The sequence below is a fragment of the Lacinutrix sp. MEBiC02595 genome, assembly GCF_053601555.1.
Window position 1 is genome coordinate 40078 of the sequence record NZ_JBSHNU010000124.1, and the last position, 26169, is coordinate 66246.

Below are 26169 nucleotides of genomic sequence, written 5' to 3' on the forward strand. Positions count from 1 at the left end.
ATTATTTCTTTAACCAGTTACTAGAAAAATCGCAATCTCTATGTGCTCCATTAATCTTAATATAGGTGTCTTGGATTTTTTCATCTTGCCATTTCTCAATAGCATTGAAACGTTTTTCTGTTAATGCAAGTTCTTTAATTTTTAAATAGTCACGTGAGTAATCTGCTTCATGCTCATCCACTCTATCTGTAACACGTAATATTTTAAACTTAACTTTTCCTGTTCTGTCTTGTTCTGTTTGCACTAAACCTACTTCGCCTTCTTTTAATTCTTGAATTAGCGTATATAATTCGGTATCAATTTTAGTTAATTCGAAATTATAATCTTGCGTTGCTGGGTTTATTAAAAATCCACCTTCGCTTCTAGTTTCTTTTTCATCACTATATTTTCTAGCTGCATCCTCAAAAGTAATCTCTCCACTTACTATTTTTTGGCGTACATCTTCTAGTGCTTCTTTAGCTTCCGTAATTGCAGATTCTGAAACTTCAGGGATAAGTAGAATATGACGAACATCAAATTCTTGTCCTCTAATTTTTTCTAATTGAATAATATGGTAACCAAAGTCGGTTTCAAAAGGGTCTGATATTTCACCTTCTTGTAATGAAAAAGCAATATCTCTAAATTCTTTTACCATTAATGGCTTTTCTCTATTTAAAGTGTATAAACCACCTTTTGCTATAGATGCTTTATCATCGGTATACAACACGACTTTAGAACGGAAACTTGCTCCATTTTCTAAAACGTCTGATTTAAATTCTTTAAGTCTGTTGATTACTTTTTGTATTTCTTCTGGCGCTATTTTTGGTTCCATTACTATTTGAGACACTTTAAGCTCTGTTCCAAATGTTGGTCTTTCGTCTACTGGTATTTTATTAAAAAAGATTCTTACTTCTTCTGGAGTAACTTCCACTTCATCAATAATGCTACCTTGCATACGTTTCGCTAGCTCGTTACTTTTATTAATCTCAAACATTTCCTCTCTAAAGCTCTTTTCGTCGTCTTTTTTGTAAAAGTCAAGAAGCTCTTGCATATCACCTCCTGTTTGCGATAAAAATTGTTGTATTTGATAATCTACATTGCTTCTTATTTCAGCATCTGAAACATCAATACTATCTTGTACTGCGTGATGCGCATATAGTTTATTTTCTAAAAGAGAACCAAATAACTGACATCTTGGAATATCATCTGTAGATACACCTTGTGCTTTCATTTGTAAAATGGTTTTATCTATATCCGATTCTAAGATAATATGTTCTCCAACAACCGCAGCTACGCCATCAATTTTTGTTGCTTGATTCGCCATAAATGACTTTACGCTATCGGTTGCAACTTCTTCCTTTATTGGATCTTCTAGGATCTCTTGAGCAGTTAATACATTGGTAATTAATACTGCTATACTTAATATAAATAGGTGTTTCAATTTATTTGTAGATTTCAAATTTCTTGTTTGTAATTGCATCTTTAGTAATATCCTTTTCTAATTCTCTTATTCTTTCTAATTTCCTTTTATTAATAACAATTTGGTCTATTGTTGGCTTTACATACTCTAAAGGAGCTGTACTGTTTTGCAATAGTACGTCATTAATTTGCATCAAATATAAACCTAATGAATCTTTGAGTTGTATAAAATTAGATTTTTTTAACAGTTCATCTTTATTATCTGTATTAATTACAGGTATTTTACGTACTATTTGATTCCATCTTATCCAAATAGAATCATTTAAGGAGTAGGATTTAAATTGAATCGATATAGAATCTAAGTCTCTTTTATCTTTTGTATCAAACCTTCTCAGTTTTTTAGCTATTTCAATGGCATCTGCTTCTTTCATTTTTTCATCCAAATTAATATAGCGAAACATAATTAGCTCTTCGTTTAATTTAAAAGCTTCTTTATTATCTTCATAATAAGCGGCAGCTTCTTCTTTGGAAACTACGGTATCTAAATCTCTATTTACTAATGCTTCTAAATAGGCTTTAGAGTATAAATCATTTTTATATTGTTCTACTAACCTATTATATTGATTCAGTTTTGTTTCGTTTAAATTCAATTTTGCTCCTTGTACTAATAATTGCTGCGTTGCCCAACCTTTAATATAATTATTTACTAAAACAATACTGTCTTCTTTAGATGCATCAGAAGAAATCAAATCTTGTATATCTTCTTTATACAAATAAGCATCTTTTACTCTGGCTACCGGAATTCTATTATCTGTTTCCTTGAAAAATTCACAAGAAAACAATAGAAATATAGCGGTAAAAAGAAATATGTAGGATTTAAATTTCAATTATTTATTTAATTTAGATTTCACTATTGTTAACACTTCTTGATTTATAGAAACGGGATACTTGTTTTTTAATTCTAGTAACCAGTTTTTTTCTTTTGCATCTTGAAAGTCGCTAGATACTTTACCTTTGGCTTCCTCCAATGTTTTGAATGCTTTTGGAAGCACTTCATTAACTTCTACTACAACAAAAGAACCATTATGATTACATACTTTGGATACGCCTTTTTTAAACGAAAAGCCTTCTGGCAATGCTTGATGCTCTGCATCCATTAATCCAGAAGTAAATATTACATGAACTTGGTCTTTAGTATTGACGGTGCTTTTTATTTCTTCAATGGTTTTTCCTTTTTTAAGTAATTTAGATACTTTATGGATATCTTTCTTTTTTGCGGAAGAAGCAACAACTGCATTTACACGCTCATTAAAAAAGTAATTCTCTTTGTTTGCAGCATAAAACGCTTGCACTGCTACTGAATCATTAGCCGCAGCTTTCCATATTTCATTGTCCATTAAATCAAACAACAACAAGCCATCGCGATATTCCCCAAGAATGTTTGCGAAATCTTCATTTTCAAATTCTAGATTTTCTTCTTGGTAAGCAAGAATACTTTCATCTAAAAAGGTAGCATACGCATTTGCTACGATATCTTTAAAAGGCAATTGTTTTACACTTTTACTTCGTTGGCTTTTAATTAAAAAGTTCGCAAAATCAGAATAGGTAAATTGCTTGTTTTCTATTTTTACAAAAGCTTTCTCTGTTTCAAAGCCTAATGGTGCTTTCCATTTACCATTATAAAATTCGGTATTTAAAATCGAAGTAAAATATGCTAAATCGGAATCTACATTAGATATTGCATAACGCTGTTTTAGCTTATTTATTCTAGAGGTACTTATTAATTTAGATCTACTATCTCGCTTTACTTTTGCCTCTAACGTAGCCTTCATATCTTCAAAAGGGGCCGTTTCTATTTTTTTAATAAGTTTCATAACGTGCCAACCAAAATCAGATTTAAATGGCGTGGTATATGTTCCTTCTTTTTCTATAGCGAAAGCTTGATCTTCAAATTCTTGAGAACGCAGCTCTCCACTAGAAAAAGGAGATAATTTCCCTCCTTTAGTGGAAGTACTTTTATCTTCAGAAAATTGTTTTGCTAAAGAGGCAAAGTCTTCTCCTTGCTGCAGTTTTTTATAGATATCTTGAATTCTACTTTCTGCATCTTCCTTTTCTAAGTTAATCATAATATGAGCAATCTCTCTTTGCCCTCTAGACTTTCGTTTATCTAAAACATGTATTATGTGATAGCCAAATTGTGTTCTAAATGGTAATGAAACCACTCCTATTTCCGTGTTAAACGCTACATTTTCAAAAGCATAAACCATTTTAAACCCAGAAAAATAACCTAAATCCTCTGCATAAACCGTTTTACCATCATGTACTTCTTTTTGCACCGCCTTATATCCTTCTTGCAATACGCGATCTCTTAACTTCAATAAATCATTATAGGCAACTAAAGTATCTTTAGGACTCGCGTTCTCATCTACTCTAATTAATATATGGCTCGCATTTACCTCGTTAGAAATACGCTCATAAGCCTCTTTAACTAATGCATCTGTAACTTTATTATCTGTCAAATAGTTTTTAGCCAGTTGGCTTTTATAATTACTTAACTCCCTTTTATATTTAGGCATGGTGTCAAAACCCAAGGTCTTTGCCTCTTTTAGTTTCAGTTTATAGTTTACAAAAAGTTTTAAATATGCATCTACATCTTTTTGAGACTCATCTTTTACTAAGTCTAAATTTTTGTTGAAAACACGAATAAATTCTGAAGCATAAACGGGTTCTTGATCTACGGTAAAAAGAACATCTTTACTTTGATCTTGTGCCTGAAAACTTATAGTAAATGCTAAAAGGAAAAGGGTTAAAAAAAATTTCATAATCTAGATAAATATATAATATATAGGTTCTTGCAAAAATAGAAATATAAACCTATTTAGCAAGCTGTATTAACAAAGCATTAGCAAGTTTACATTTATTACATTTTTTCAGGAATCACATAAAAAAGTTATAAACACGAAAACGTTATAGTAGTAAATAGCGGTTATAATATTAAACTAAAAACTGTAGCTTTATATCAAATAACAAACAAATTATGAAAACAAAACTACTTTTTATTTTAACATTACTCGTGTCGTCTTTTACTGTAAATGCGCAAGAAATTGGTTTCTTGGGTGATTTTAATGGTTGGGGAGATGATGTCAACATGACTACTACAGACAACATTAATTATACGCTGAGTACTTACTATTTACCCGATACTAGTTTAAAATTTAGACAAGACGATGATTGGGCAAATTCTTGGGGTGGAGACACATTTCCCAATGGAACATGGTCTGGCGATAACATTCCTGTAACTGCTGGATTTTACGATATTAGTATTAATATCGCAACTACAGAATACGCTTTTACCGCCGTTACACCAACAAATCAAAATGTTAGTATTATTGGAGAATTTAATTCTTGGGCAGGAGATGTTGCTTTATCTACAACAGATAACATAACGTATACTGCTACTGATGTAGCTCTAACAGCTGGAGGGTTAAAATTTAGAAGAGACGCTAATTGGTCTGTAAATTTTGGAGGAACTGCGCTAACAGGAACCGCAGTACCAGCTTCTGCAGATAACATAGCTATTCCTTCAAATGTGGATTACGATATTTCTTTTAACATTGAAACTTTAGCATATACCATTACAGAATCTTCTTTAAGTACAGATGCGTTTGAAGCAAAAAACTCCTTTAAAATCATAAAAGGACATTTACACACAAGCAAAAGTGAAAAGATATCTATTTCTATCTATACCATTAACGGACAATTAGTTCGATCTATAAAAAACTACCAAGCAGAAGGAAGTAGTACTATAGATTTAGATTTAAACAGAAGCACTTTATATTTTGTTACCATTAAAACAAATGATGGTTTACAAACTATTAAAACCATGTTCTAAACATTATAATTAAAGCATTTTTAATTTTTAAGCCATCTTTATTAGGTGGCTTTTATTTTTTACATACTTCAAAAAAACTATCTTTATAGTATATTAATCATTTCAACTTTATGAAATATACCACTGAGATTGTTATTAAAGTTCCTTTAGAAGCACTTATAAAAAAATTATTTAATGCGGACAATATGAAACATTGGCAAAAAGACCTAACAAGTTTCGAGCATGTTTCTGGAACGCCAGGAGCTATTGGTAACAAAATGAAATTAAATTATACCATAGGTAAACGTAAAATCGCACTTATTGAAACCATAACGCATACCAATTTACCGCATGAAATATGCTTGAGTTATGAAACCAAAGGAATGCATAACATACAAAAGAATACGTTCTATAAAGCCACAGAAGATCATACCAAATGGATATGTGAAAACGAGTTTTTACCAAGCTCCTTTCACTATAGAATGATGCTATTTTTTATGCCTGGCGCCTTTAAAAAACAATCTGAAAAATATTTAGTAGACTTTAAAAAATTTGCCGAAAACCAAATATCTATCCAAAATGCGTAAACTAAAACTTATCTGGGATTTTAGAGGTCCTGCTGCAGAAAAAACAGCACAACACCATGTAATCCATTTAAAAGAATACATCCAAAAACAAACCACAAATGTAGATGCAACTGGTCATGAAATTATTAACGACATGCACACTATTGCTTTTATGGTTATAAATGAAGAAGACAAAACAGTCTTTAGGGACACCTTAAAACCACACCGTGGCGAATGGGTCGATTAATTAAATAAGCGGACAAAAATTAAAGGGAGCATGTTCTATAGGAATGCATCCCTATCTATTTATTGAACAGAAAGTAATATTATTATTTAAGGTATTACAGCAACAATAGATGAAATCTATACAACACCCACAAAACGCTATTTACCAATAGCCTAACATACCCGTTCTAAATAATCAATCTAATCTTTTAAAAGGTCTAATGATTAGTCTAGCTGCTTTATCAAAGTTAATATAATTATAGGTCCAATTGAAGAAAACAATGATTCTATTTCTAAATCCCACTAAAGACATTAGGTGAACAAACATCCAAACAAACCAAGCAAAAAAGCCTGCAAATTTATAGTTACTTAAATCTACAACTGCTTTATTTCTACCAATAGTAGCCATAGAACCTTTGTCTTTATAGACAAACTTTTTTAAGGTTTCACCTTTTATTAGTCGTATTAAATTTTTACCAAGAAGTTCCCCTTGTTGTATTGCAGGTTGCGCAACTTGCGGATGCCCATTGGGATAATCTTCTGTTTTCATTAAGGCAATATCTCCTAACGCAAAAATAGACGCATAGCCATTAATCTGATTATATGCATCTACCAAATAGCGATTTGCATGTTCTGATACAACATCGGCTTTCAACCCTAAAACAGGACTTCCTGTTACTCCTGCAGCCCAAATAAGGGTTTCCGATTCAAATTTTAAATCCGAATTTGTTAGTACTGTTTTGCCATCGTAATCCTTTACAAAAGTGTTACAATGCACTTGCACTCCTAGATCTAGCAAAAATTTCGATGCTTTTTCAGAAGCATGTTCACTCATTGGAGGTAATACTCGCGCGTTACCTTCTAACAAATGAATTTGCATGTCACTCGAATTTAAATCTCTATAATCTTTGGGAAGAATATTATTTTTAAGCTCCGCAATTGCTCCTGCTAATTCTACTCCTGTTGGACCACCACCAACAATTACAAAATTTAGAAAAGCTTTTCTATCACTATTAGATTCTGAAATAGCGGCTTTCTCCAAATTTTGAAGCATTAAACTCCTTATGTCTAAAGCTTGTGGAATTGTTTTCATTGCCATACTATATTTTTCAATAGCAGCATTTCCAAAATAATTTGTTTTGGTACCTGTGGCAAGAACCAAATAATCATAACTTAAATCGCCAATATCTGTTTGAATAGATTTAATTTCTGGAAAAATTTGTTCTACTTCAGCTAACCTAAAAAAAGCATTTTCATGTTTCTTTATAATTTTCCGTAAAGGATACGCAATAGAATCTGGCTCTAATCCCGCACTAGAGACTTGGTATAATAAAGGCTGAAAAGTATGGTAATTATGTTTATCGATTAAAACAACTTGAACTTTTTTGTTTTTTAGAGACTTAGCCAGTTTAACTCCGGCAAAACCACCACCAATAATAACAATTCTAGGAATTTTGGATTCAGGAATATTCATAAATGAAGACTTAAAAATATGTAGAACAAAGATACTAAATTAGCCTCTGAAACACTATTTTTAAAGAATCTTAACATATTATGTAACATTTTAAAATTAATGCTACTTATAGTATAACTAAACCACCAAATTGAATAAAGAGTTAGAACATAGTTTTGTAGAACAGCTTGAAAAGCATCAAAACATTGTACATAAAGTTTGTAGGTTATATACCAACAATCAAGATGCACATAATGATTTGTTTCAAGAGATAACCATACAGCTTTGGCGTGCTTTCCCTAAATTTAGAGGAGACGCTAAATTTAGTACATGGATGTATCGTGTTGGATTAAACACAGCCATCACCCTTTACAGAAAAAGTAAACGCAGAGTCAACACGCAAGATTTTGACGCCGTACAGTTTAGAATCAAAGCCGATGAGTATGATGACACAGAAGAAGAACAACTAAAGCTATTATACAAAGCGGTACACCAATTAAACGACATTGAAAAAGCACTTGTCTTTTTATATTTAGAAGACAAAAACTATAAAGAAATTAGCGAAACAATGGGAATTAGTGAAGTAAATGCAAGAGTGAAAATGAACAGAGTGAAAAACAAATTAAGAACCATTTTAAATCCGTAAACCTATGGATGAATTAGAATTATTAAAAAAAGACTGGAAAAAAGAGGATACAAAACGCTATCCTAAGCTTTCCTACAATGAAATCTACAGTATGATATTGAAGAAATCTTCTTCTATTGTAAAATGGATTTTCATTATAAGCATCCTAGAGTTTGTTTTTTGGATCGCATTTTCTTTGCTTATGAAAGCAAATGGCAAAAATGACAATATTGCCGATATAGAATCTAGCACTGTATTTATAACACTTTCTATTATTTCTTATGCGGTATTGGCGTATTTCTTTTACAAGTTTTATATGAATTATAAAACAATAAACAGTACGGATAATGCAAGTATACTAATGGAAAATATATTAAAAACGAGACGTACAGTAAAGCAATATGTTGGTTTTAATTTAGCTTTTCTAATCGTTAGTTTTATAGTAATGACACCATATGTCATTAATCATGACGAACACGCCATGAGCCTTATAGAAAACGCCACTGCTAATGGTCACGTTTTTAAATTTTATGCTGGCTTAATACTAGGAATTCTATTAGTATTAATAGTTACAATAGCTGTATTATTATTATTCTACTACTTGGTATATGGAATTTTACTGAAGCGTCTAAATAGAAATTATAAAGAATTGAAGAAACTAGAGATTTAAGATTCTTCCACCTTCCATTTACGCTTCTTATTAAGTTCTTCTTGTAAAGCAAGCTCTTCTTGAGGTATTACTTTTAAAAACGAAGGATGTTGCTCTATAGCATATTCTATTTTCTCAACAATACTTGCAATACTTTCGTTTTCATAATCAATTTCCAAAGGTTGTTTAATTTCAAAAGACTGCATGATATTTTTCTTTTTAATACGCAATCCTTTTTTATCAAAGCTACGTCTAAACCCGTCAATTACTATTGGTACAACAATTGGTTTGTATTTCTTAATAATGTGTGCTGTTCCTTTTCTAATAGGTTTAAAAGGAGTTGTCGTTCCTTGCGGAAATGTAATAACCCAACCATCATCTAATGCCTTACTAATATTAGAAATATCACTCATTTTAACTTGTCTGTTGATATTTTCACCTTTTGCTCTCCAAGTACGTTCTATACTAATAGAACCAACATACGCCAATATTTTAGGCAACAAACCTGCACTCATGGTTTCTTTTGCAGCCACATAATACAAATTTAACTTAGGATTCCATAGGTACCCTATATTCTTTATAGAATCGTCCCTATTACTTAAACTAGCGTTGAATACATGAAACATAGCAACTACATCTGCAAAATACGTTTGGTGATTAGAAATAAACAATACGTTGGTATCTGGAAGGTTTTTAATAATCTCGGAACCTTCAATCTGCAGCTCATTAAAGCCACGAAAACGTCTATGAGAAATCGCTCCTAAAATACGAATCAACCACTTTTTTATAAAAAGATTATGTCCAAAAGGGTTTTTATCAAATAATCCCATAAGTATATTTTGCTATTTAATTAGATTACAAATGTAGTAAAACTAAGCATTTACAGGGCTAGTTTTAACAAGTCTTTAATTTCGCTTAGCATCATTGCGGTTGCGCCCCAAACCACATGATTATTTAAACTAAAAGCTGGAACCGCAACATCCACATTATAAGAGGTTGAAACCGTTTTAGTTATCACCCTTTGTTCATCTAAAAAATGAGCAAGCGAGACTTCAATTATAGCTTCTACTTCACTTTCTTGTTTAATAAAATGAGGCGTACTGTTACTATAACCAATAAATGGCTGCACATAAAAATTACTTGGCGGAATATATACTTGGGTTAATGCTTTAAGAGTTTCAATACTATGCATTGGCACACCTATTTCTTCTTCGGTTTCACGCAATGCAGTATGTTTTAATGAAGTATCTGCTACTTCTACTTTACCACCAGGAAAACCTACTTGCGCAGAATGTACGCCTTTATAGGTTTTTCTTAGGATTAAAACAAACTTCGTTTCTTGTGCTTCATCCGGATAAAACAGTGCTAAAACTGCAGATTGCTTGGCGTTTTTTATTTTGCCTTGCTGCTTTTGTAAAAGATCTTCCCTAAAAGGAGGAGACATTTTAAATTGCGATGCTTCGGCTGGAAGCTCTAGATTGCTTATTTTTGATGTTGCTTTTAAAAACTGATTAAAATTCATCTATGCGACTTGTATTATTATGTTTTATTTCTTTTCTATTTCTGAATTGTCAAGATAAAAAAACGGAACCAAAGAACACTTCAAAAGTAGTTCAAAATACTTCCGAAGAAAAAGAAGTGCTAGAAAAAGATTCTGTTATCCTTCCAGAAAGAGAATTTCCGTTGTTAACAGACGATAATGCAATGGAGTTCTTTTTAGAATATGAAAAGCATAACAAAGAAAACAAAGTAAGAATCACTACACAGTTTGGAGAAATAGACGTTTTACTTTTTGACAAAACGAAATTTCATCGTGCCAATTTCATCTTTTTAACCAAGCAAGGCTATTTTGATGACACACAGTTTTACAGAGTTGTCCCTAATTTTATTATTCAAGGTGGCAGCACAGATGATGCTAAAGTAAAAAACAAACGAAAACAAATTGGTAAATATTTACTACCAACAGACACCAAACGTGGCTACAAACATGATAGAGGTGTTTTAAGTATGCCAAGTGCCGCTATTGAAAATCCGCATAAACTAGCATCACCATATCAATTTTTTATTGTTCAAAGTAAAAGTGGCGCTTACCATTTAGATGGCGATTTCACCATTTTTGGTAAAGTAATTCGCGGTATGGACGTAGTAGACGAAATAGCTAAACAAGAAACGGATAACGCCGAATGGCCTTTACATAATGTATATATAAAAAAGGTAGAAATACTGGAATAATGATCTGTTTTCCAATGCGCAATCTGTATCTTTAAAATCTCAAACAAAAAAAATAAATCAAAAACCAAATCTCCTATGCGATACATAAAAGCAATAAGCGTCTGCGTTCTAATTACGTTTACCAATTGCAAACAAGAAGAAAAACAAGATGCCACAAAAATGAGTGAAAATATATTAACACAAGAATGGATTGGCCCTTATCAAGGTGTCCCTGCTTTCGATAGAATGAAAGTCACAGACATTAAAGAAGCTATAGAGATTGGTATAACCGAAAGCTTAGCAGATATTGATAAAATAGCAAACAATACAGAAGCACCAACTTTCACGAATACTATTGCAGCGTTAGAAGCTTCCGGAAAAACATTAGATAGAGTTTTTAACTACTATGGTATTTTAAGTAGTAATATGTCTTCGCCAGCATTTAGAAGCATTCAAGCAGAATTAGCTCCAGAATTATCGGAATACAGTTCTAAAATAACTCAAAACGAAAAACTTTTCCAACGTATCAAAGCGGTTTATGATGCTTCGCAAGCAGTAGCTTTAGAACCGCAAGAACAACGTGTTGTAGCGCTTACATATAAAAAGTATGAGATGAATGGCGCCAACCTAGATCCTGAAAAAAAAGAACGTTATGCTGCCATTAACAAAGAACTTTCTTCTTTATATAATACGTTTTCGGATAATGTTTTACATGACGAAGAAAATTATGTCACCTATTTAAATGCAGATCAATTAGACGGTTTATCGGATGGCTTTATAAAATCCGCAGCAAAAATAGCTACAGATAAAGGGCAAGATGGTACATACGCCATTACAAATACACGATCTTCTATGGACCCTTTTCTTACCTACGCTACCAATCGCGAATTGCGCAAGCAGGTTTGGGAAAACTATTATTCTAGAGGAGATAATGGAGATGAATATGACAACAACGCTATTATAGCACAAATATTAAAACTACGTAAAGAGCGTGTAGCATTAATGGGATATGCTAATTATGCAGCATGGCGTTTACAAGATAGAATGGCAAAAACGCCAGAAAATGCAATGGATTTAATGATGGCTGTTTGGCCTGCTGCAATTGGTAGAGTTGCAGAAGAAGTTGCAGATATGCAAACCGTTGCCAATAACAATGGCGATAATATTACTATCGAACCTTGGGATTATCGTTTTTATGCAGAGAAAGTACGTAAAAAGAAATACGATTTAGATAGTGATGAAGTAAAGCAATATTTACAATTAAATAAATTAACGGAAGCTTTATTCTTTACTGCCGAAAAGTTATTTAACTATAAATTCACTCCTGTAAAAGAAGGTACCGTTCCTGTATTTCAAGAAGATGTTCATGTTTGGGAAGTAACCGATAAAGACTCTGGGGAACATATTGGCTTATGGTATTTAGATCCTTTTGCGCGCGAAGGAAAACGCTCTGGTGCTTGGGCTACAACCTACAGAAGCTATACTAATTTTGAAGGCGAAACCAATGTACTTGCATCCAACAATTCTAACTTTGTAAAACCTGCACCAGGAGAAGCTGTGCTTGTTTCTTGGGATGACGCTACTACTTTCTTTCATGAATTCGGACATGCATTACACTTCTTTTCTTCTAACGTGAAGTATCCAACTTTAAACGGAGGCGTGAGAGATTACACCGAGTTTCAATCGCAATTATTAGAACGTTGGCTATCTACAGATCAAGTGATTAATAAATTTTTAGTCCACTATAAAACGGGAGAACCTATTCCTGCAGCACTAGTTACTAAAATTAAAAAAGCGGCTACTTTTAATCAAGGATTTGGTACCACAGAATATTTGGCTTCTGCTTTAATAGACATGAAATTACATCTTGCAGATCCAACAGATATAGATATTGATGCTTTTGAAAGAGAAACTTTAGCGGAATTAAAAATGCCAAAAGAATTACCAATGCGTCATAGAACGCCACACTTTGGACATGTTTTTTCTGGCGAAGGATATGCAACCGCGTATTATGGTTATATGTGGGCAGATGTTTTAACTAGCGATGCTTCGGAAGCTTTTGCGGAAGCTCCAGATGGTTTTTACGATAAAGAAATTGCCGACAAACTAGTGAAGTATTTATTTGCGCCTAGAAATGCAATGGATCCTGCGGAAGCATATCGATTGTTTAGAGGTCGTGATGCGAAAATGGAAGCCTTAATGAAAGACAGAGGTTTTCCGATTACGGAATAATAAAAACACATACTAAAAGTAAGATTCGGAGTCTGTTGTATTACAACGCTCCGAATTTTTCATTTTAAGGAAAATATGCTTCCTATAACTATACAGAGAAATTAGTACCGATTTTATTTCTAAATACCTTCCGTCTGTTTTTTATATAAATTAGGTAGACTAATTTTAAATTTAACGGCAATTAGCCTCACTATAATTACTACAACTCCGGCAATAACAAAAACAAAATTATTCTCTATTGGCAATTTTCGTATTAAAAAATAGGTAAGACCTCCAAGAATGCAAGCCGTGGCATAAATCTCTTTTCTAAAAATAACAGGAATTTCATTACATAAAATATCACGAATAACACCACCAAAACAAGCCGAAATAGTACCAAGTGCAATACAAATAATAGGATGCAATCCTGCTGAAAGTCCTTTTTCTATTCCAACAACGGTATATAAACCAATACCAATAGTATCAAATAAGAATAACGATGTTCTTAAGTAATTAATCTTACTTCTAAAAAGTATGGTTAAAACAGTAGTGAGTAATATCACATAGGTAAAGGTCATATCGGTCATCCAAGCAACTGGCGTTTGACCTATAAGAATATCCCGCAAAGTTCCTCCTCCTACTGCAGTTACAAATGCAATAATAAGAATCCCAAAAGGGTCCATCCTTTTATTCATAGCGATTAGAACTCCAGAAATTGCAAAAGCAATGGTTCCTAAAATGTCGATGATATAAAACATAAAGCTACTTCGAAATTTTGATTTTTAAAGGCTACAAATTTAGGGCATTTAAGTTTTAAAATACAATTCATCGGGATGAATCTACATCTCAGTAACCCTTTTTTAGAAACCTTTTTTATTTACAGCATCTTTACATGGTAACCAATAAAAATATATACCATGAACTTTTCAATGAAAAACAACAAATTAAAATCGGTAAGTAAATCCATAGTATTAATCGTATTATTTATGGCAGCCTCTTTTAGTAGTCATGCACAAAAGGAAACTACTGGAAAGACCATTACGGTTACTGTGGAAAACATTAGAAACACGAACGGAAAAGTTATTTTGTCTTTACATAATTCGGAAACTTTTATGAAAGCTAAAGGATTAGAAAGTATTACAACAAAAATAGAAGGAGACACCATTACTTTAGCCTTTGAGAATCTTACTCCTGGAGAATACGCTATCATGGCTGTCCATGACGAAAACGACAATAATCAAATGGATTTTGAACTAAACGGAATGCCTAAAGAAAACTACGGCATGTCTAATAACCCGGTTCTTTATGGTCCACCAACTTTTGAAGTTGCCAAGTTTACAGCTAAAGAAGACCTAAACATTACGATTCGTCTTTAACACCTATAAAAATAAAAAGCCACGAAACACAAAGTTTTCGCGGCTTTTTCACTAACCATCAATCAGTTATTTAGGGAATAACTATTATGTTAGACGGTTTCATTTAACCAAGCTTTCATCATCCATACTGTTTTTTCTTGTTCTGCTATAAAATCACTCATCATAGAGTTTGTTCCTTCATCATTAGCATCACCAGCTTTATCTAAAATAGCACGTTCTATTTGTAATAATTCTGCTAAAGAATCTACAATTAATTGTACTGCTTTCGTGTCTTGAGATATATTTTTTCCAACAGGGACTTTAGCATGTTTACTGTAATCTTCAAAGGTATGTAGCGGTGTTTCTCCTAAAGTTAAAATACGTTCTGCAATTTCATCTACTTTCATATTTGCATCGGTATATAACTCTTCAAATTTTACATGAAGATTAAAAAACCCGTGTCCTTTAATATTCCAATGTACACCTCTTAAGTTTTGGTAATACGTTTGAAAATTAGCTAATAAACCATTCAAATCTTGTGCTAATTCTTTAGTGATTTTAGATTCTAATCCTATACTATTTAGTGTCATAATTATTATGTTTTATTTTGTTCTACAAATTTATTGAATAATTAACGATAATCAATATAAGTTTTATTGATAGTTTTTATATTTTTATAGTCTAAATTGATACCAATGACAATTACACAATTATACTACGTTTTGGCTGTTGCCGAAAATCAGAATTTCACAAAAGCTGCTGAAAAATGTTTTGTTACACAACCAACATTAAGCATGCAAATTCAAAAGTTAGAAAGCGAATTAGACATCCTTATTTTTGACAGAAGCAAGAAACCAATAGAACTTACAAATGTTGGTAGAAAGATTGTAAACCAAGCAAAAAACATCGTTAACGAATCGTATAGAATTAAAGATATTGTAGACCAGCAAAAAGGGTTTATTGGTGGCGAATTTAAACTAGGAATTATACCTACTGTAATGCCAACATTGCTTCCTATGTTTCTAAAAACATTTATAAAGAAATACCCAAAAGTGAAGCTTATTATTGAAGAGCTTACTACCGAAGAAATTATTTATAGAATTAACGAAGGGCATCTAGATGCTGCTATTGCTGCAACTCCTTTACTAAATGAAAACATAAAAGAACGCGTTCTTTATTTTGAACCTTTTGTTGGTTACATTCCGCAAACCCACAGATTACATGCTAAAAAGAAAATTAACACTTCCGATTTAGATATTGATGATATGCTTTTATTAGAAGATGGGCATTGTTTTAGAGATGGTGTTATTAATTTATGTAAAGCTTTTAAAGACCATAAAGAAGACCAATTTCAATTAGAAAGCGGAAGCATTGAAACCCTTATAAAATTATCTAACGAAGGTTTAGGAATGACTTTATTACCATACCTGCACACTTTAGATATGCATGAAAAAGCAAAAGAAAACATACGCTATTTTAAGGATCCTTCTCCTGCTAGAGAAGTAAGTATTATATACCATAAAAGTGAACTTAAAATGCAAATCATCGAAGCTTTGCAAGAGGTTATTGCGGGAATTATTAGAGGCGCGATTGCGTTTCAAAATGTAGAAATTATTAGTCCGTTAGCTAAAAAATAACCGCTTAGTATTACTTTCGAATATAAAGCATAAAAACGGAAACCTTTTTAATATTGGTTGGCTATACAATCCACCTAACTAATCCTATTTTGAACCATGCATACTTATCTAAAATCTTTTAATCTTTTTACGGATTTAGAAATAAATGATTTTCTGAATGTAACAAAAACTACCATTCTTAAAAAAGGAGATTATTATATTAATCAAAATGAAATTTGCAAATCTTTAGCCTTTGTTAAAAACGGAATTTTCCGTTCATTCTACTTTTCAAATAATGAGGATGAAATCACCTATTGTTTCACCTTTCCAAACCATTTGCTAATGGCTTACTCTTCATTTATCTCACAAAATAAATCGGAGGAAAACATTCAAGCGCTTACAGATTCAGAAATAATTTCAATCCCGAAAGAAAGTTTAGAAGCTTTAGCTAAATCAAATACTAATTGGTTAATATTTTTAAAAATAATCGCCGAAAATGAATATGTAGAATTAGAAAAATGGATATTTAATCATCAAAAGGATAAGGCACAAAACCGTTATTTAGATTTAATAACAAAACAGCCCAAATATATTCAACAAATTCCACTTCATTATATCGCTTCCTACTTAGGTGTTACCCAAAGACATCTTAGTAGAATAAGAGCGAATATTTCTTATTAGACAAATGTCCTGCTCTTAAACTTCAAGACCTTTATAAATTTGCATATCAATTTTAAACAAAAACGATATAGCATATGAAAACAATAATTTTAATTGGAGCAAACGGAAAAATGGGGCAAGCTGCTTTAACGGGCCTTAAAAAACACAAAATCATAACAGCAGGACGATCTGCTGAAAGTTATGACTACCAAGTGGATATTACTAGCGAAGCATCTTTGAGAAGATTATTTGAAAATGTTGGACATTTTGATGCGGTTGTAAATACAGTAGGTGTTTGTGAATACGCAAATTTCATTGAAATGACCGAAGAACAATGGATGCGTACTATTTTAAGTAAAATGATGGGACAAATAAACATTGTTCGTATCGGTCAAGAATACATCGCAGACCACGGCTCATTTACATTAATCACAGGTATTTTAAATATTAAACCAATTCCTTTTGCTATAGCAGATGCAACAACAAGTGGCGCAATAGATACATTTGTTAAATGTGTTGCTCTTGAAATGCCTCGAGGTATTCGAGTAAATTCTATTAACCCAACAGTATTAGAAGAAGCTTGGGAAGTATATGGAGAAATGATGCCTGGTTTTCAACCTGTACCTGGAAGCTTGGTAGGAAAAGCTTTTGAGCGTTCTGTAGATGGATTCATCACAGGAAAAGTACTTTATGTGGACGCATAGCCATTTCAAGTATCGCCCTTTATTTCAATTAAAGGGCGATATTTACAAAGGATACTACAACCAACCTTTAAGAATCATCACATTTTCAATATGTGCAAAATGATGATTACTATGCCATGCATACATACCAATATTCTTTTTTAGAGGCACTTCTTCATGATGCTCTGGATGTATAAAAGATTTGTTTAAATCGGCATCGCTCAAACTTTTCAGCAAATACACTAATTTGGCATGTATAGCTTTTAAATGGAGTATAGACATTTCAATTGGCGCATGCTTAGCGTCGTCTAATGCTGCCCAAAGCTGTTCATAATAATATTTAATAACCGGTTTATCTTCTGTTAAAGCCCATTTAAAACGTATATAACTATGATGGTGACTATCGGAAAGATGATGAATCACTTGTCTTATCGTCCAACCTTCCAATCGATATGTGGTATCTAGTTGTTCATCATTTAAAGGTGCAACCAACTTTTCTAGCCGATTAGGAAAATCCTCTAAGACAGCAATCCATTCCTTAATATGTTGGGTTGTAATTTCTTCAGGGCAAGAAAAGGCCCCGATAGGAAACTTTAAAGATTGTAATGGATCTTTCATAATAAGTTATAATTTAGGAAATGAAAAATCAATAATACAAAAAAACTAAACTTCCTCTACTTTAAATTTGTGGTCTTTTGCAAGCGCAACAGCAGATTCAATATTCGTGAATTTTCTAATTTTAGATTTAAAAAAAAGATTTTCAAACATGGTATTTATTAAACTACTTTTTTCGTGACCAACAACATAATAACCTTGCAGATTATAACGGTTTTTAAAAAATTGGATCCAATCCGTAGCCATAACAGAATAGGAATGCACGCGATTAGAAATGTAAATTAAATCCGACCCATCTGTTCCTAAAAAAGAAGATATATCTTTAGTAACCCGCTCTGCATGTGCTTCCCAGGAAAAAATAATCCCTTCTTCAATTTCGGAAACGACAAAGCCATCGAAAATAAAAACATCTCCGAATACATAATTAAACTCTTTTAAAACTTCTGAATATAGGTTGGTTCCTTTAATACTTTCCATATTGTATAGATTTGGGGTTAATACAATTACCATGCAAAGTTATGGATTAAAATACGTTACCTAAAATATTTTAGTGCAACGGAACAAAAAGGCCTATCAACGTTAATTTTTAACGACCCTTTTATATTCGTAGGAAAAATCATGCCTTTCAACGAGTATTATTTTAACAAAAAAAATCGCCTCATTCATAATGATGAGGCGATTTTTAAATTTATTTTAGGTGCATGCTATTTCACATCCATTAACTCTACATCAAAAATTAGTGTTGCATCTGGTGGAATTACTCCGCCAGCTCCTGCGCTACCATAACCTAAATGGCTAGGAATTACAAAACGAGCTTTATCTCCAATTTTTAAAAGTTGAACTCCTTCATCCCAACCAGAAATAACTTGTCCTACTCCTAATGGAAACTCAATTGGTTCTTTTCTTTTATAAGACGAATCAAATACGGTTCCGTCTGCTAATTGTCCTTTATAGTGCACAGAAACTGTTTTTCCTTTTTCTGCTTTTGCTCCAGTACCTTCTTGTAAGATTTGGTAACGTAAACCACTTTCTGTTTTACTAAATCCAGCAGAAATTTTATCTAATGCCGCATCCTCTTTTGCTTTCGCTTTCGCTAAATTTTTCTCACGAGAACCTTCAAAAGTTCTAAATGCTTCTACTGCATTAAAAGCTTCTGCTTCTGCTCCTACTCTTACAATTTCTAAACTTTCAATAGCATCTCCTTGTGCAATTGCATCTACTATATCTTGTCCCGTTACCACTTTACCAAAAACAGTATGATTACCATCTAACCAAGGTGTTGCAATGTGTGTGATAAAAAACTGACTCCCATTTGTTCCTGGTCCTGCATTTGCCATAGATAAGATTCCTGGAGTATCATGTTTTAAATCGGCATGAAATTCATCTGCAAATTTATAACCTGGATTTCCTGTTCCTGTTCCTTGAGGACAACCTCCTTGTACCATAAAATCAGGAATTACTCTATGAAATTGTAACCCATCATAATAAGGTGTTCCTTGTGGTTTTGCATTGTTTTCTAAGTTCCCTTCTGCTAAAGCAACAAAGTTACCTACTGTTCCTGGAGTTTTCTGGTATTCTAAAGCTACTAATATTTCGCCTTTTGTTGTATTAAATTTTGCGTATAATCCGTCTTGCATCTTGTTGTTTTTTAATAAAGTGCAAAGATAGGGAATGATTTGAGATTTATGAATAACGAACAACAATTTTTGAAGAACAGCACCTACAATAGGTATCTAATTACGTCTAATTCATACGGTTATTGCAGATGCAATTCAATCTTTACGGAATATCGGTGCCATTTTACACATGGAAGACATACTCTTTTTAAATAGCCATTTTCATTATTCCTAGAACCTGTAATGCATCCAATCAAAAAGTAAATCTCGGAAGGCTTCACACAAAACACATAGCACTTTTATAAATTCATCCAAAATTTCCTTAGCTTTGAAATCAAATTAATATAATATATGGGAGTTTTTGGTAAGCTGTTTGGAGGCACAAAAAAGGAGGACAAACTAGAAGATGATAAGTACATGGAAAGCCTCATGAAATCTAGTGAAGACGTACCTTTAGGAATTTCTAGCAACAACCTAATTTATGCTGGCTATAACGAACTTGGTGGTTATTATTACTTGCAAACCTTTATCATTGGACGCCTAAAAAGCAAAACAAAGAATGGCGCTAAAATTGTAATTGAAGGCAATGATTATAGTTTAGAACTGCATTCGGATATGCCAGAACTAGAATCGGAACCTGCTAGCCCATTAGATGGTTATGTTACGAAAATTGATTTTGAGATTGAAAAAAATACTGTTGAAAAATTAAAGAGATCTACAATGAAACAACTTACACTTACTATTAAGAAAAAGGAAGTTGTTTTTACGGTATATAAGGATTCAGAGAAGGAAGAGTAGTGTCTTTTATAGACCTCTCTTCTAAAGAAAAAACACGGTGACGTGATTACCCAATACTATTTTTTAACACATGTAATCAAAAATTTTACCTAATGCCTAATGCCTAATGCCTAATGCCTAAACATACTAATTTGCAACTTCACTAATAAACTTAATTCTGTAAAGACGTAATTCTTCATCATCATAATCGCCATCAAACTCATCAATGGCAGCATCTATTTTATCGGTTTCCGACTCCATAAAATAATCATGAATCTCTTCTTGTTGGTCTTCGTCTAAAAGATCATTAATCCAATAATCGATGTTTAGCTTGGTTCCAGAAAAGACGATAGCTTCCATTTCCTTTATAAAAGCGGCCATTTCCATTCCTTTTGCCGAAGCAATATCACTTAATGGTAATTTTCTATCTACATTTTGAATAATATAAAGTTTTAAAGCAGAGTTCATTCCGGTAGACTTCACAATCATATCATCTGGTCTGATAATATCATTTTCTTCTACATAAGTCGAGATAAGTGCAATAAAGTCTTTACCATATTTTTTCGATTTTCCGTCACCAACACCATGTACATTAGAAAGTTCTTCTAAAGTAACAGGGTATTTTAAAGACATATCTTCTAAAGAAGGATCTTGAAAAATCACAAATGGAGGCACGCCTAGTTTCTTCGCATTTTTCTTTCTTAAATCTTTTAGCATTGCCATTAATACAACATCTGCTACTGCACCACTACCTTTGGCTGCTGTAACTATAGAATCATCGGATGTTTGATTAAAAACATGATCTTCGGTCATCATAAAAGACTTCGGATTCTCTATAAAATCTCGCCCAGCCTCTTTTAACATAATAACCCCATAGGTTTCTATATCTTTTTTTAATAAACCAGCCACAAGTGCTTGTCTAACTAAAGCCATCCAATAGGATTTATCATGACTACTTCCTTTACCAAAAAAGGGTTGGTCGTTTGTTTTATGTGAGTTTATTAAGGCATTTTCATTACCCGTAATCACATTTACTAAGTCTTTAGATTTGTATTTTTCATTGGTACTAGCAACAATCTCTAAAGCTAATTTTACTTGCTCTTTTGCTTCTTGTTGTTTTTTAGGATGACGTACATTATCATCTAAGTCGCCTCCTTCACCAGTTTCATTATCAAATTCTTCACCAAAATAATGAAGTATAAATTTTCTTCTAGAAATAGAAGTTTCCGCAAAAGCGACTACTTCTTGCAGTAAAGCATGACCAATTTCTTGTTCTGCAACCGGTTTTCCAGACATAAACTTCTCTAACTTTTCTATGTCTTTGTACGCATAATAAGCTAAACAGTGTCCTTCTCCTCCATCACGTCCTGCTCTTCCTGTTTCTTGGTAATAACTTTCTATACTTTTTGGGATATCATGATGTATAACAAATCGAACATCTGGCTTGTCAATTCCCATTCCAAATGCAATGGTAGCCACAACAACATCAATATCTTCCATTAAAAACATGTCTTGATGTCTCGATCTTGTTTTCGCATCTAAACCAGCATGATATGGTACTGCTTTTATTCCGTTTACTTGTAAAGCTTGCGCGAGTTCTTCCACACGTTTTCTACTTAAACAATACACAATACCAGATTTACCATCGTTTTGTTTTATAAAACGGATAATATCTGCATCTACAGTTTTAGTTTTTGGGCGTATTTCGTAATATAAATTTGGTCTATTAAAGGATGCTTTAAAAGTGGTAGCATCCGGCATACCAAGATTTTTTAATATATCTTCTTGTACTTTTGGAGTTGCGGTAGCGGTTAGACCAATAATTGGAATATTATCGCCAATACGTTGAATAATACTTTTTAGGTTTCTGTATTCTGGCCTAAAATCGTGTCCCCATTCACTTATACAATGGGCTTCATCCACCGCCATAAAAGAAATTTTAACCGAACGAAGAAACTCTACATTATCTTCTTTTGTTAAAGATTCCGGGGCTACATATAATAATTTAGTAACACCATCTGTAATATCTTGCTTTACCTGTTTTACTTCCGTTTTATTTAAGGAAGAATTTAAAACATGCGCAACGCCATCGTGTTCGGAAACACTTCGGATAGCATCCACTTGATTCTTCATCAATGCTATTAAAGGAGAAACAACTATTGCTGTTCCTTCATGCATTAAAGCGGGTAATTGGTAACACATAGACTTACCACCTCCTGTAGGCATAATAACAAATGTGTTTTTGCCAGACAAAAGACTTTTTATAACATCTTCTTGCAATCCTTTAAACTTACTAAATCCAAAATACTTTTTTAGGGAGACGTGTAAGTCCTTTTCAATAATAGACATGTATTGTTTTTAATATTAAAATTATAATAAAAATACACTAAATTCTTTTTGCTATTAATTAGTAGTGTATATAATCAACCTCATTTATTTTTCGTTAACTTTGCATCACATTTTTACTGGATACAAATTATAAGAAACTGACCAACATTAAAGATAAAAAAATCTTTATTAGCAACAACCTAAAAAACTCATAAATTTTGAGCAATACACATTCTATTATATCTACAGCCAAGCAAACTATTGAATTAGAGAGTAAAGCAATTTTAAATTTATCTAGTTTAGTTGATGATGATTTTGCAGATGCTGTGAACCTTATGTATAACGCCAAAGGTAGAATTATTATTACAGGAATTGGCAAAAGTGCAATAATTGCTACAAAAATTGTTGCTACATTAAATTCTACTGGTACACCTTCTATTTTTATGCATGCTGCAGATGCTATTCATGGTGACTTAGGATTAATCCTTCAAGATGACGTCGTTATTTGTATTTCTAAAAGTGGAAACACCCCAGAAATCAAAGTGCTTGTACCTTTAATAAAGAATGCAGGGAATAAAATGATTGCTATTACTGGTAATAAAGATTCTTTTTTAGGACTACAAGCAGACTTCATTTTAAACGCTTATGTTGAAAAAGAAGCTTGTCCAAATAATCTTGCTCCTACAACAAGTACCACTGCGCAACTCGTTCTTGGAGATGCATTAGCGGTTTGTTTATTAGAATTACGTGGTTTTTCTAGTAAAGACTTTGCTAAATACCATCCTGGAGGCGCTTTAGGTAAAAAATTATATTTACGTGTACACGATATATCTTCGGTAAATCAAAAACCAAAAGTTTCCCTAAATACAGGGATCAAACAAGTAATTGTGGAAATTACCGAAAAAATGCTTGGTGTAACTGCGGTGGTCGAAGAGGACAAAATTATAGGAATTATTACAGATGGTGATTTACGTAGAATGTTAAGTAAAGTCGACGATTTTTCTAAACTTACCGCGAAAGACATTATGAGTGAAAATCCGAAACGAATAGATGTGAATGCAATGGCTGTCGAAGCGAAGGATGTTATAGAAACCTACGGAATCTCACAAATCCTAGTCGAAGACAACGGGAAATTTGCTGGTGTTGTTCATGTGCATGATTTAATAAGAGAAGGGATTATATAATGGCAAAAAAAAATGTAAACGAGATGTCTTTTTTAGATCATCTTGAAGATTTAAGATGGCATTTAGTACGTATTAGTATTGCAGTAGTACTTTGTGGTATTGTGGCTTTTTTATTTAAAGGTTTTATTTTTGATGTTATCATTCTCGGCCCAAAAGAAATGTCTTTTCCAACCTACAGATGGCTATGCAGTGCTAGTCAGTTAATAGGTATAGAAAACTCCTCCTTTTGTGGGGAAAGTTTTCCGTTTGAAATACAAAGTAGAACTTTAGCTGGACAATTTTCTGCGCATTTATGGACTTCTGTTTATGCTGGTTTTATTGTTTCCTTTCCATATATATTATACCAACTTTGGTCTTTTATAAGCCCTGGAATGCATGTCAACGAACAGAAACATTCTAAAGGGTTCATTATTGTTTCGTCTTTTTTGTTTTTTCTAGGTGTTCTTTTTGGATATTATATAGTAACGCCATTATCCATAAACTTTTTAGGAACCTACTCGGTAAGTAAAGAAGTGCATAATGATTTCGATTTAGCAAGTTATATTGGATTGGTAAGAGCAACCGTTATCGCTTCCGGATTAATTTTTGAGCTTCCTATTATTATATACTTTTTAACCAAAGTAGGATTAGTAACGCCAGAATTCCTAAAAAAATATAGAAAATACGCTTTAGTAATTGTGCTAATATTATCTGCGATTATAACACCTCCAGATATTGCAAGTCAGATCATTGTTGCCATTCCAATATTAATACTGTATCAAGTAAGTATTTATATTTCAAAAATTGTAGTTAAAAACGAAGCTAAAAAATCTTCAGATAATAAAATAAAAAAGCATGTCTAATATAGTTACCGAATTTAATGAATATCGTTCTAAAATGAATGATAAAATTCTAGCCGATAATAATAAAGTAATCAAACGAATTTTTAATTTAGACACGAACGCTTTCGCGGAAGGTACGCTGGACAAAAAAACAAAAGAACTTTTAGGTCTTGTAGCATCTATGGTTTTACGTTGTGACGATTGTGTAAAATACCATTTAGAAGCTTGCCATAAAGAAGGATTAACCAAAGAACAAGTGGTAGAATCTTTAAGTATTGCTAATTTAGTTGGCGGTACTATTGTTATTCCGCATTTGCGAAGAGCCTACGAATATTGGGATGCTTTAGAAGAAGCTCAAGGTTAAACTTTACTTAAAGTACCTGTGTACAGACCATAGTATTTTGGTTTTCACTATTTTTAACAACAAGTAATGTATTTATAAAACGAGCATGCTAGAAAACGTATCCCCTAAAAAAGGGATTACTAACCAATAGCAGCTGACAAATAAAAACAACATGAAACTAAGAGCAGAACATTTAATGAAGTCCTATAGCGGACGAAAAGTCGTGAAAGACGTTTCTCTAGAAGTAAATCAAGGAGAAATCGTTGGTCTTTTAGGTCCTAATGGTGCAGGGAAAACAACTTCGTTTTATATGATTGTTGGACTGATTAAACCTAATGGTGGAAACATTTATTTGGAAGACACAAACATTACCAAATACCCAATGTACAAACGTGCACAAAACGGCATTGGTTATTTAGCACAAGAGGCTTCGGTTTTTAGAAAATTAAGTATTGAAGATAATATTTTAAGCGTACTACAACTTACCAAACTAAGTAAGAAAGAACAGTTGCATAAAATGGAATCTCTAATTGAAGAGTTTGGATTAGAACATATTCGTAAAAGTAGAGGTGATTTACTTTCTGGTGGGGAACGTAGACGTACCGAAATCGCCCGTGCGCTTGCTACCGATCCTAATTTTATTCTATTAGATGAACCTTTTGCAGGAGTCGATCCTGTTGCTGTAGAAGACATTCAACGCATTATAGCAAAACTAACTAAAAAGAATATTGGTATTCTGATAACAGATCACAACGTACAAGAAACACTTGCGATTACAGATAGAACCTACTTAATGTTTGAAGGTGGTATTTTAAAAGCAGGAAAACCAGAAGAACTTGCCGAAGATGAAATGGTACGTAAAGTATATCTTGGTCAGAATTTCGAACTGCGTAGAACGAAATTAGATTTCTAACAACCTAAGGCTGATTTGATTATACGTACTCTTATGGAATTGATTATTT

28 protein-coding genes are annotated in these 26169 nt (G+C 32.6%); 16 read left to right on the forward strand and 12 right to left on the reverse strand.

The features are described from left to right. Window position 1: 1 nt before the first annotated feature. From ACVCZW_RS00990 to ACVCZW_RS01000, 3 genes are read right to left on the reverse strand one after another with little or no spacing between them, the layout of a single operon-like run. Window positions 2-1459, reverse strand: a complete 1458-nt coding sequence (locus ACVCZW_RS00990; RefSeq protein ID WP_452229495.1) for a peptidylprolyl isomerase — start codon at window positions 1457-1459, stop codon at window positions 2-4. Continuing rightward, entirely contained in the window at window positions 1422-2285 is an 864-nt protein-coding gene (locus tag ACVCZW_RS00995; protein ID WP_452229494.1) for a peptidyl-prolyl cis-trans isomerase, read from the reverse strand. Before ACVCZW_RS00995 ends, ACVCZW_RS00990 begins: the two co-directional genes overlap by 38 nt. Then, window positions 2286-4220 carry a peptidylprolyl isomerase gene (locus ACVCZW_RS01000; protein WP_452231415.1) on the reverse strand — a complete coding sequence of 645 codons (1935 nt, stop codon included), beginning with the start codon at window positions 4218-4220 and terminating at the stop codon, window positions 2286-2288. A gap of 215 nt (window positions 4221-4435) precedes the next feature. Between ACVCZW_RS01000 and ACVCZW_RS01005 the strand changes: the two genes are divergently transcribed. The 3 genes from ACVCZW_RS01005 (at window position 4436) to ACVCZW_RS01015 (ending at window position 6082) form a co-directional block, all read left to right on the forward strand. Further along, the gene (locus ACVCZW_RS01005) at window positions 4436-5290 is read left to right on the forward strand and encodes a T9SS type A sorting domain-containing protein (RefSeq protein ID WP_452231416.1); all 855 of its coding nucleotides are present in this window, start codon (window positions 4436-4438) and stop codon (window positions 5288-5290) included. Window positions 5291-5400: 110 nt separating this feature from the next. Further along, window positions 5401-5856: an SRPBCC family protein gene (locus ACVCZW_RS01010; RefSeq protein WP_452231417.1), complete on the forward strand. Its 456-nt coding sequence runs from the start codon at window positions 5401-5403 to the stop codon at window positions 5854-5856. Beyond that, entirely contained in the window at window positions 5849-6082 is a 234-nt protein-coding gene (locus tag ACVCZW_RS01015) for a hypothetical protein (protein WP_452229490.1), read from the forward strand. The genes ACVCZW_RS01010 and ACVCZW_RS01015 overlap by 8 nt, the downstream gene beginning before the upstream one ends. 174 nt (window positions 6083-6256) lie before the next feature. On the opposite strand, the gene ACVCZW_RS01020 is transcribed toward ACVCZW_RS01015, so the two are convergent. Further along, on the reverse strand, window positions 6257-7534 hold the full coding sequence (locus ACVCZW_RS01020; protein WP_452231418.1) for an NAD(P)/FAD-dependent oxidoreductase: 1278 nt from the start codon (window positions 7532-7534) through the stop codon (window positions 6257-6259). Window positions 7535-7664: 130 nt separating this feature from the next. Here ACVCZW_RS01020 and ACVCZW_RS01025 point away from each other — a divergent pair, with 130 nt between their 5' ends. Further along, entirely contained in the window at window positions 7665-8159 is a 495-nt protein-coding gene (locus ACVCZW_RS01025; RefSeq protein ID WP_452229488.1) for an RNA polymerase sigma factor, read from the forward strand. A gap of 4 nt (window positions 8160-8163) precedes the next feature. Beyond that, window positions 8164-8808, forward strand: coding sequence for a hypothetical protein (locus tag ACVCZW_RS01030; RefSeq protein ID WP_452229487.1), 645 nt, complete (start codon window positions 8164-8166; stop codon window positions 8806-8808). On the opposite strand, the gene ACVCZW_RS01035 is transcribed toward ACVCZW_RS01030, so the two are convergent. Further along, a complete protein-coding gene (locus ACVCZW_RS01035; protein WP_452229486.1) occupies window positions 8805-9617 on the reverse strand; it encodes a lysophospholipid acyltransferase family protein in 813 nt (270 codons plus the stop codon). The two genes, ACVCZW_RS01030 and ACVCZW_RS01035, sit on opposite strands and share 4 nt — an antisense overlap. A gap of 50 nt (window positions 9618-9667) precedes the next feature. Next, window positions 9668-10309, reverse strand: coding sequence for an NUDIX hydrolase (locus tag ACVCZW_RS01040; protein WP_452229485.1), 642 nt, complete (start codon window positions 10307-10309; stop codon window positions 9668-9670). 2 nt (window positions 10310-10311) lie between these two features. On the opposite strand from ACVCZW_RS01040, the gene ACVCZW_RS01045 reads away from it, so the two are divergent. Together ACVCZW_RS01045 and ACVCZW_RS01050 are read left to right on the forward strand one after the other, a co-directional pair. Further along, window positions 10312-11019 carry a peptidylprolyl isomerase gene (locus ACVCZW_RS01045; RefSeq protein ID WP_452231419.1) on the forward strand — a complete coding sequence of 236 codons (708 nt, stop codon included), beginning with the start codon at window positions 10312-10314 and terminating at the stop codon, window positions 11017-11019. A 75-nt stretch (window positions 11020-11094) separates the two neighbouring features. After that, a complete protein-coding gene (locus ACVCZW_RS01050; RefSeq protein WP_452231420.1) occupies window positions 11095-13230 on the forward strand; it encodes a M3 family metallopeptidase in 2136 nt (711 codons plus the stop codon). A gap of 119 nt (window positions 13231-13349) precedes the next feature. Here the strand turns inward: ACVCZW_RS01050 and ACVCZW_RS01055 are convergent, their stop codons facing one another. Beyond that, the gene (locus ACVCZW_RS01055) at window positions 13350-13967 is read right to left on the reverse strand and encodes a trimeric intracellular cation channel family protein (RefSeq protein WP_452229482.1); all 618 of its coding nucleotides are present in this window, start codon (window positions 13965-13967) and stop codon (window positions 13350-13352) included. A gap of 171 nt (window positions 13968-14138) precedes the next feature. On the opposite strand from ACVCZW_RS01055, the gene ACVCZW_RS01060 reads away from it, so the two are divergent. Then, a complete protein-coding gene (locus ACVCZW_RS01060; RefSeq protein WP_452231421.1) occupies window positions 14139-14585 on the forward strand; it encodes a DUF2141 domain-containing protein in 447 nt (148 codons plus the stop codon). An 89-nt stretch (window positions 14586-14674) separates the two neighbouring features. Here ACVCZW_RS01060 and ACVCZW_RS01065 read toward each other — a convergent pair whose 3' ends face one another. Beyond that, the gene (locus ACVCZW_RS01065) at window positions 14675-15154 is read right to left on the reverse strand and encodes a Dps family protein (protein ID WP_452229480.1); all 480 of its coding nucleotides are present in this window, start codon (window positions 15152-15154) and stop codon (window positions 14675-14677) included. 105 nt (window positions 15155-15259) lie between these two features. Here ACVCZW_RS01065 and ACVCZW_RS01070 point away from each other — a divergent pair, with 105 nt between their 5' ends. The 3 genes from ACVCZW_RS01070 (at window position 15260) to ACVCZW_RS01080 (ending at window position 17544) form a co-directional block, all read left to right on the forward strand. Beyond that, window positions 15260-16201, forward strand: a complete 942-nt coding sequence (locus ACVCZW_RS01070) for a LysR substrate-binding domain-containing protein (RefSeq protein ID WP_452229479.1) — start codon at window positions 15260-15262, stop codon at window positions 16199-16201. Between the two features lie 96 nt (window positions 16202-16297). After that, window positions 16298-16861 carry a Crp/Fnr family transcriptional regulator gene (locus tag ACVCZW_RS01075; protein ID WP_452231422.1) on the forward strand — a complete coding sequence of 188 codons (564 nt, stop codon included), beginning with the start codon at window positions 16298-16300 and terminating at the stop codon, window positions 16859-16861. Window positions 16862-16935: 74 nt separating this feature from the next. Then, window positions 16936-17544: a short chain dehydrogenase gene (locus ACVCZW_RS01080; protein ID WP_452231423.1), complete on the forward strand. Its 609-nt coding sequence runs from the start codon at window positions 16936-16938 to the stop codon at window positions 17542-17544. 54 nt (window positions 17545-17598) lie between these two features. Here ACVCZW_RS01080 and ACVCZW_RS01085 read toward each other — a convergent pair whose 3' ends face one another. From ACVCZW_RS01085 to ACVCZW_RS01095, 3 genes are all read right to left on the reverse strand, one after another. Then, window positions 17599-18141, reverse strand: a complete 543-nt coding sequence (locus ACVCZW_RS01085; RefSeq protein WP_452229476.1) for a YfiT family bacillithiol transferase — start codon at window positions 18139-18141, stop codon at window positions 17599-17601. Window positions 18142-18186: 45 nt separating this feature from the next. Next, complete coding sequence (locus tag ACVCZW_RS01090; protein WP_452229475.1) at window positions 18187-18615, reverse strand: hypothetical protein; 429 nt, start codon at window positions 18613-18615, stop codon at window positions 18187-18189. Window positions 18616-18842: 227 nt separating this feature from the next. Beyond that, window positions 18843-19775 (reverse strand): peptidylprolyl isomerase, encoded by a 933-nt coding sequence (locus ACVCZW_RS01095; RefSeq protein WP_452229474.1) that lies wholly within the window; start codon window positions 19773-19775, stop codon window positions 18843-18845. 330 nt (window positions 19776-20105) lie between these two features. Between ACVCZW_RS01095 and ACVCZW_RS01100 the strand changes: the two genes are divergently transcribed. Next, the gene (locus ACVCZW_RS01100; RefSeq protein ID WP_452231424.1) at window positions 20106-20552 is read left to right on the forward strand and encodes a hypothetical protein; all 447 of its coding nucleotides are present in this window, start codon (window positions 20106-20108) and stop codon (window positions 20550-20552) included. Between the two features lie 126 nt (window positions 20553-20678). Here ACVCZW_RS01100 and ACVCZW_RS01105 read toward each other — a convergent pair whose 3' ends face one another. Beyond that, on the reverse strand, window positions 20679-22880 hold the full coding sequence (locus ACVCZW_RS01105; protein ID WP_452229472.1) for a RecQ family ATP-dependent DNA helicase: 2202 nt from the start codon (window positions 22878-22880) through the stop codon (window positions 20679-20681). 197 nt (window positions 22881-23077) lie between these two features. Between ACVCZW_RS01105 and ACVCZW_RS01110 the strand changes: the two genes are divergently transcribed. The 4 genes from ACVCZW_RS01110 to lptB all read left to right on the forward strand — a co-directional run bounded on the left by ACVCZW_RS01110 (window position 23078) and on the right by lptB (window position 26120). Further along, on the forward strand, window positions 23078-24043 hold the full coding sequence (locus ACVCZW_RS01110) for a KpsF/GutQ family sugar-phosphate isomerase (protein ID WP_452229471.1): 966 nt from the start codon (window positions 23078-23080) through the stop codon (window positions 24041-24043). Further along, window positions 24043-24885 carry a twin-arginine translocase subunit TatC gene (gene tatC / locus ACVCZW_RS01115; protein ID WP_452229470.1) on the forward strand — a complete coding sequence of 281 codons (843 nt, stop codon included), beginning with the start codon at window positions 24043-24045 and terminating at the stop codon, window positions 24883-24885. Before ACVCZW_RS01110 ends, tatC begins: the two co-directional genes overlap by 1 nt. Beyond that, a complete protein-coding gene (locus ACVCZW_RS01120; RefSeq protein WP_452229469.1) occupies window positions 24878-25228 on the forward strand; it encodes a carboxymuconolactone decarboxylase family protein in 351 nt (116 codons plus the stop codon). Before tatC ends, ACVCZW_RS01120 begins: the two co-directional genes overlap by 8 nt. Before the next feature lie 151 nt (window positions 25229-25379). After that, window positions 25380-26120: an LPS export ABC transporter ATP-binding protein gene (gene lptB / locus ACVCZW_RS01125; RefSeq protein WP_452229468.1), complete on the forward strand. Its 741-nt coding sequence runs from the start codon at window positions 25380-25382 to the stop codon at window positions 26118-26120. Window positions 26121-26169: the final 49 nt, after the last annotated feature.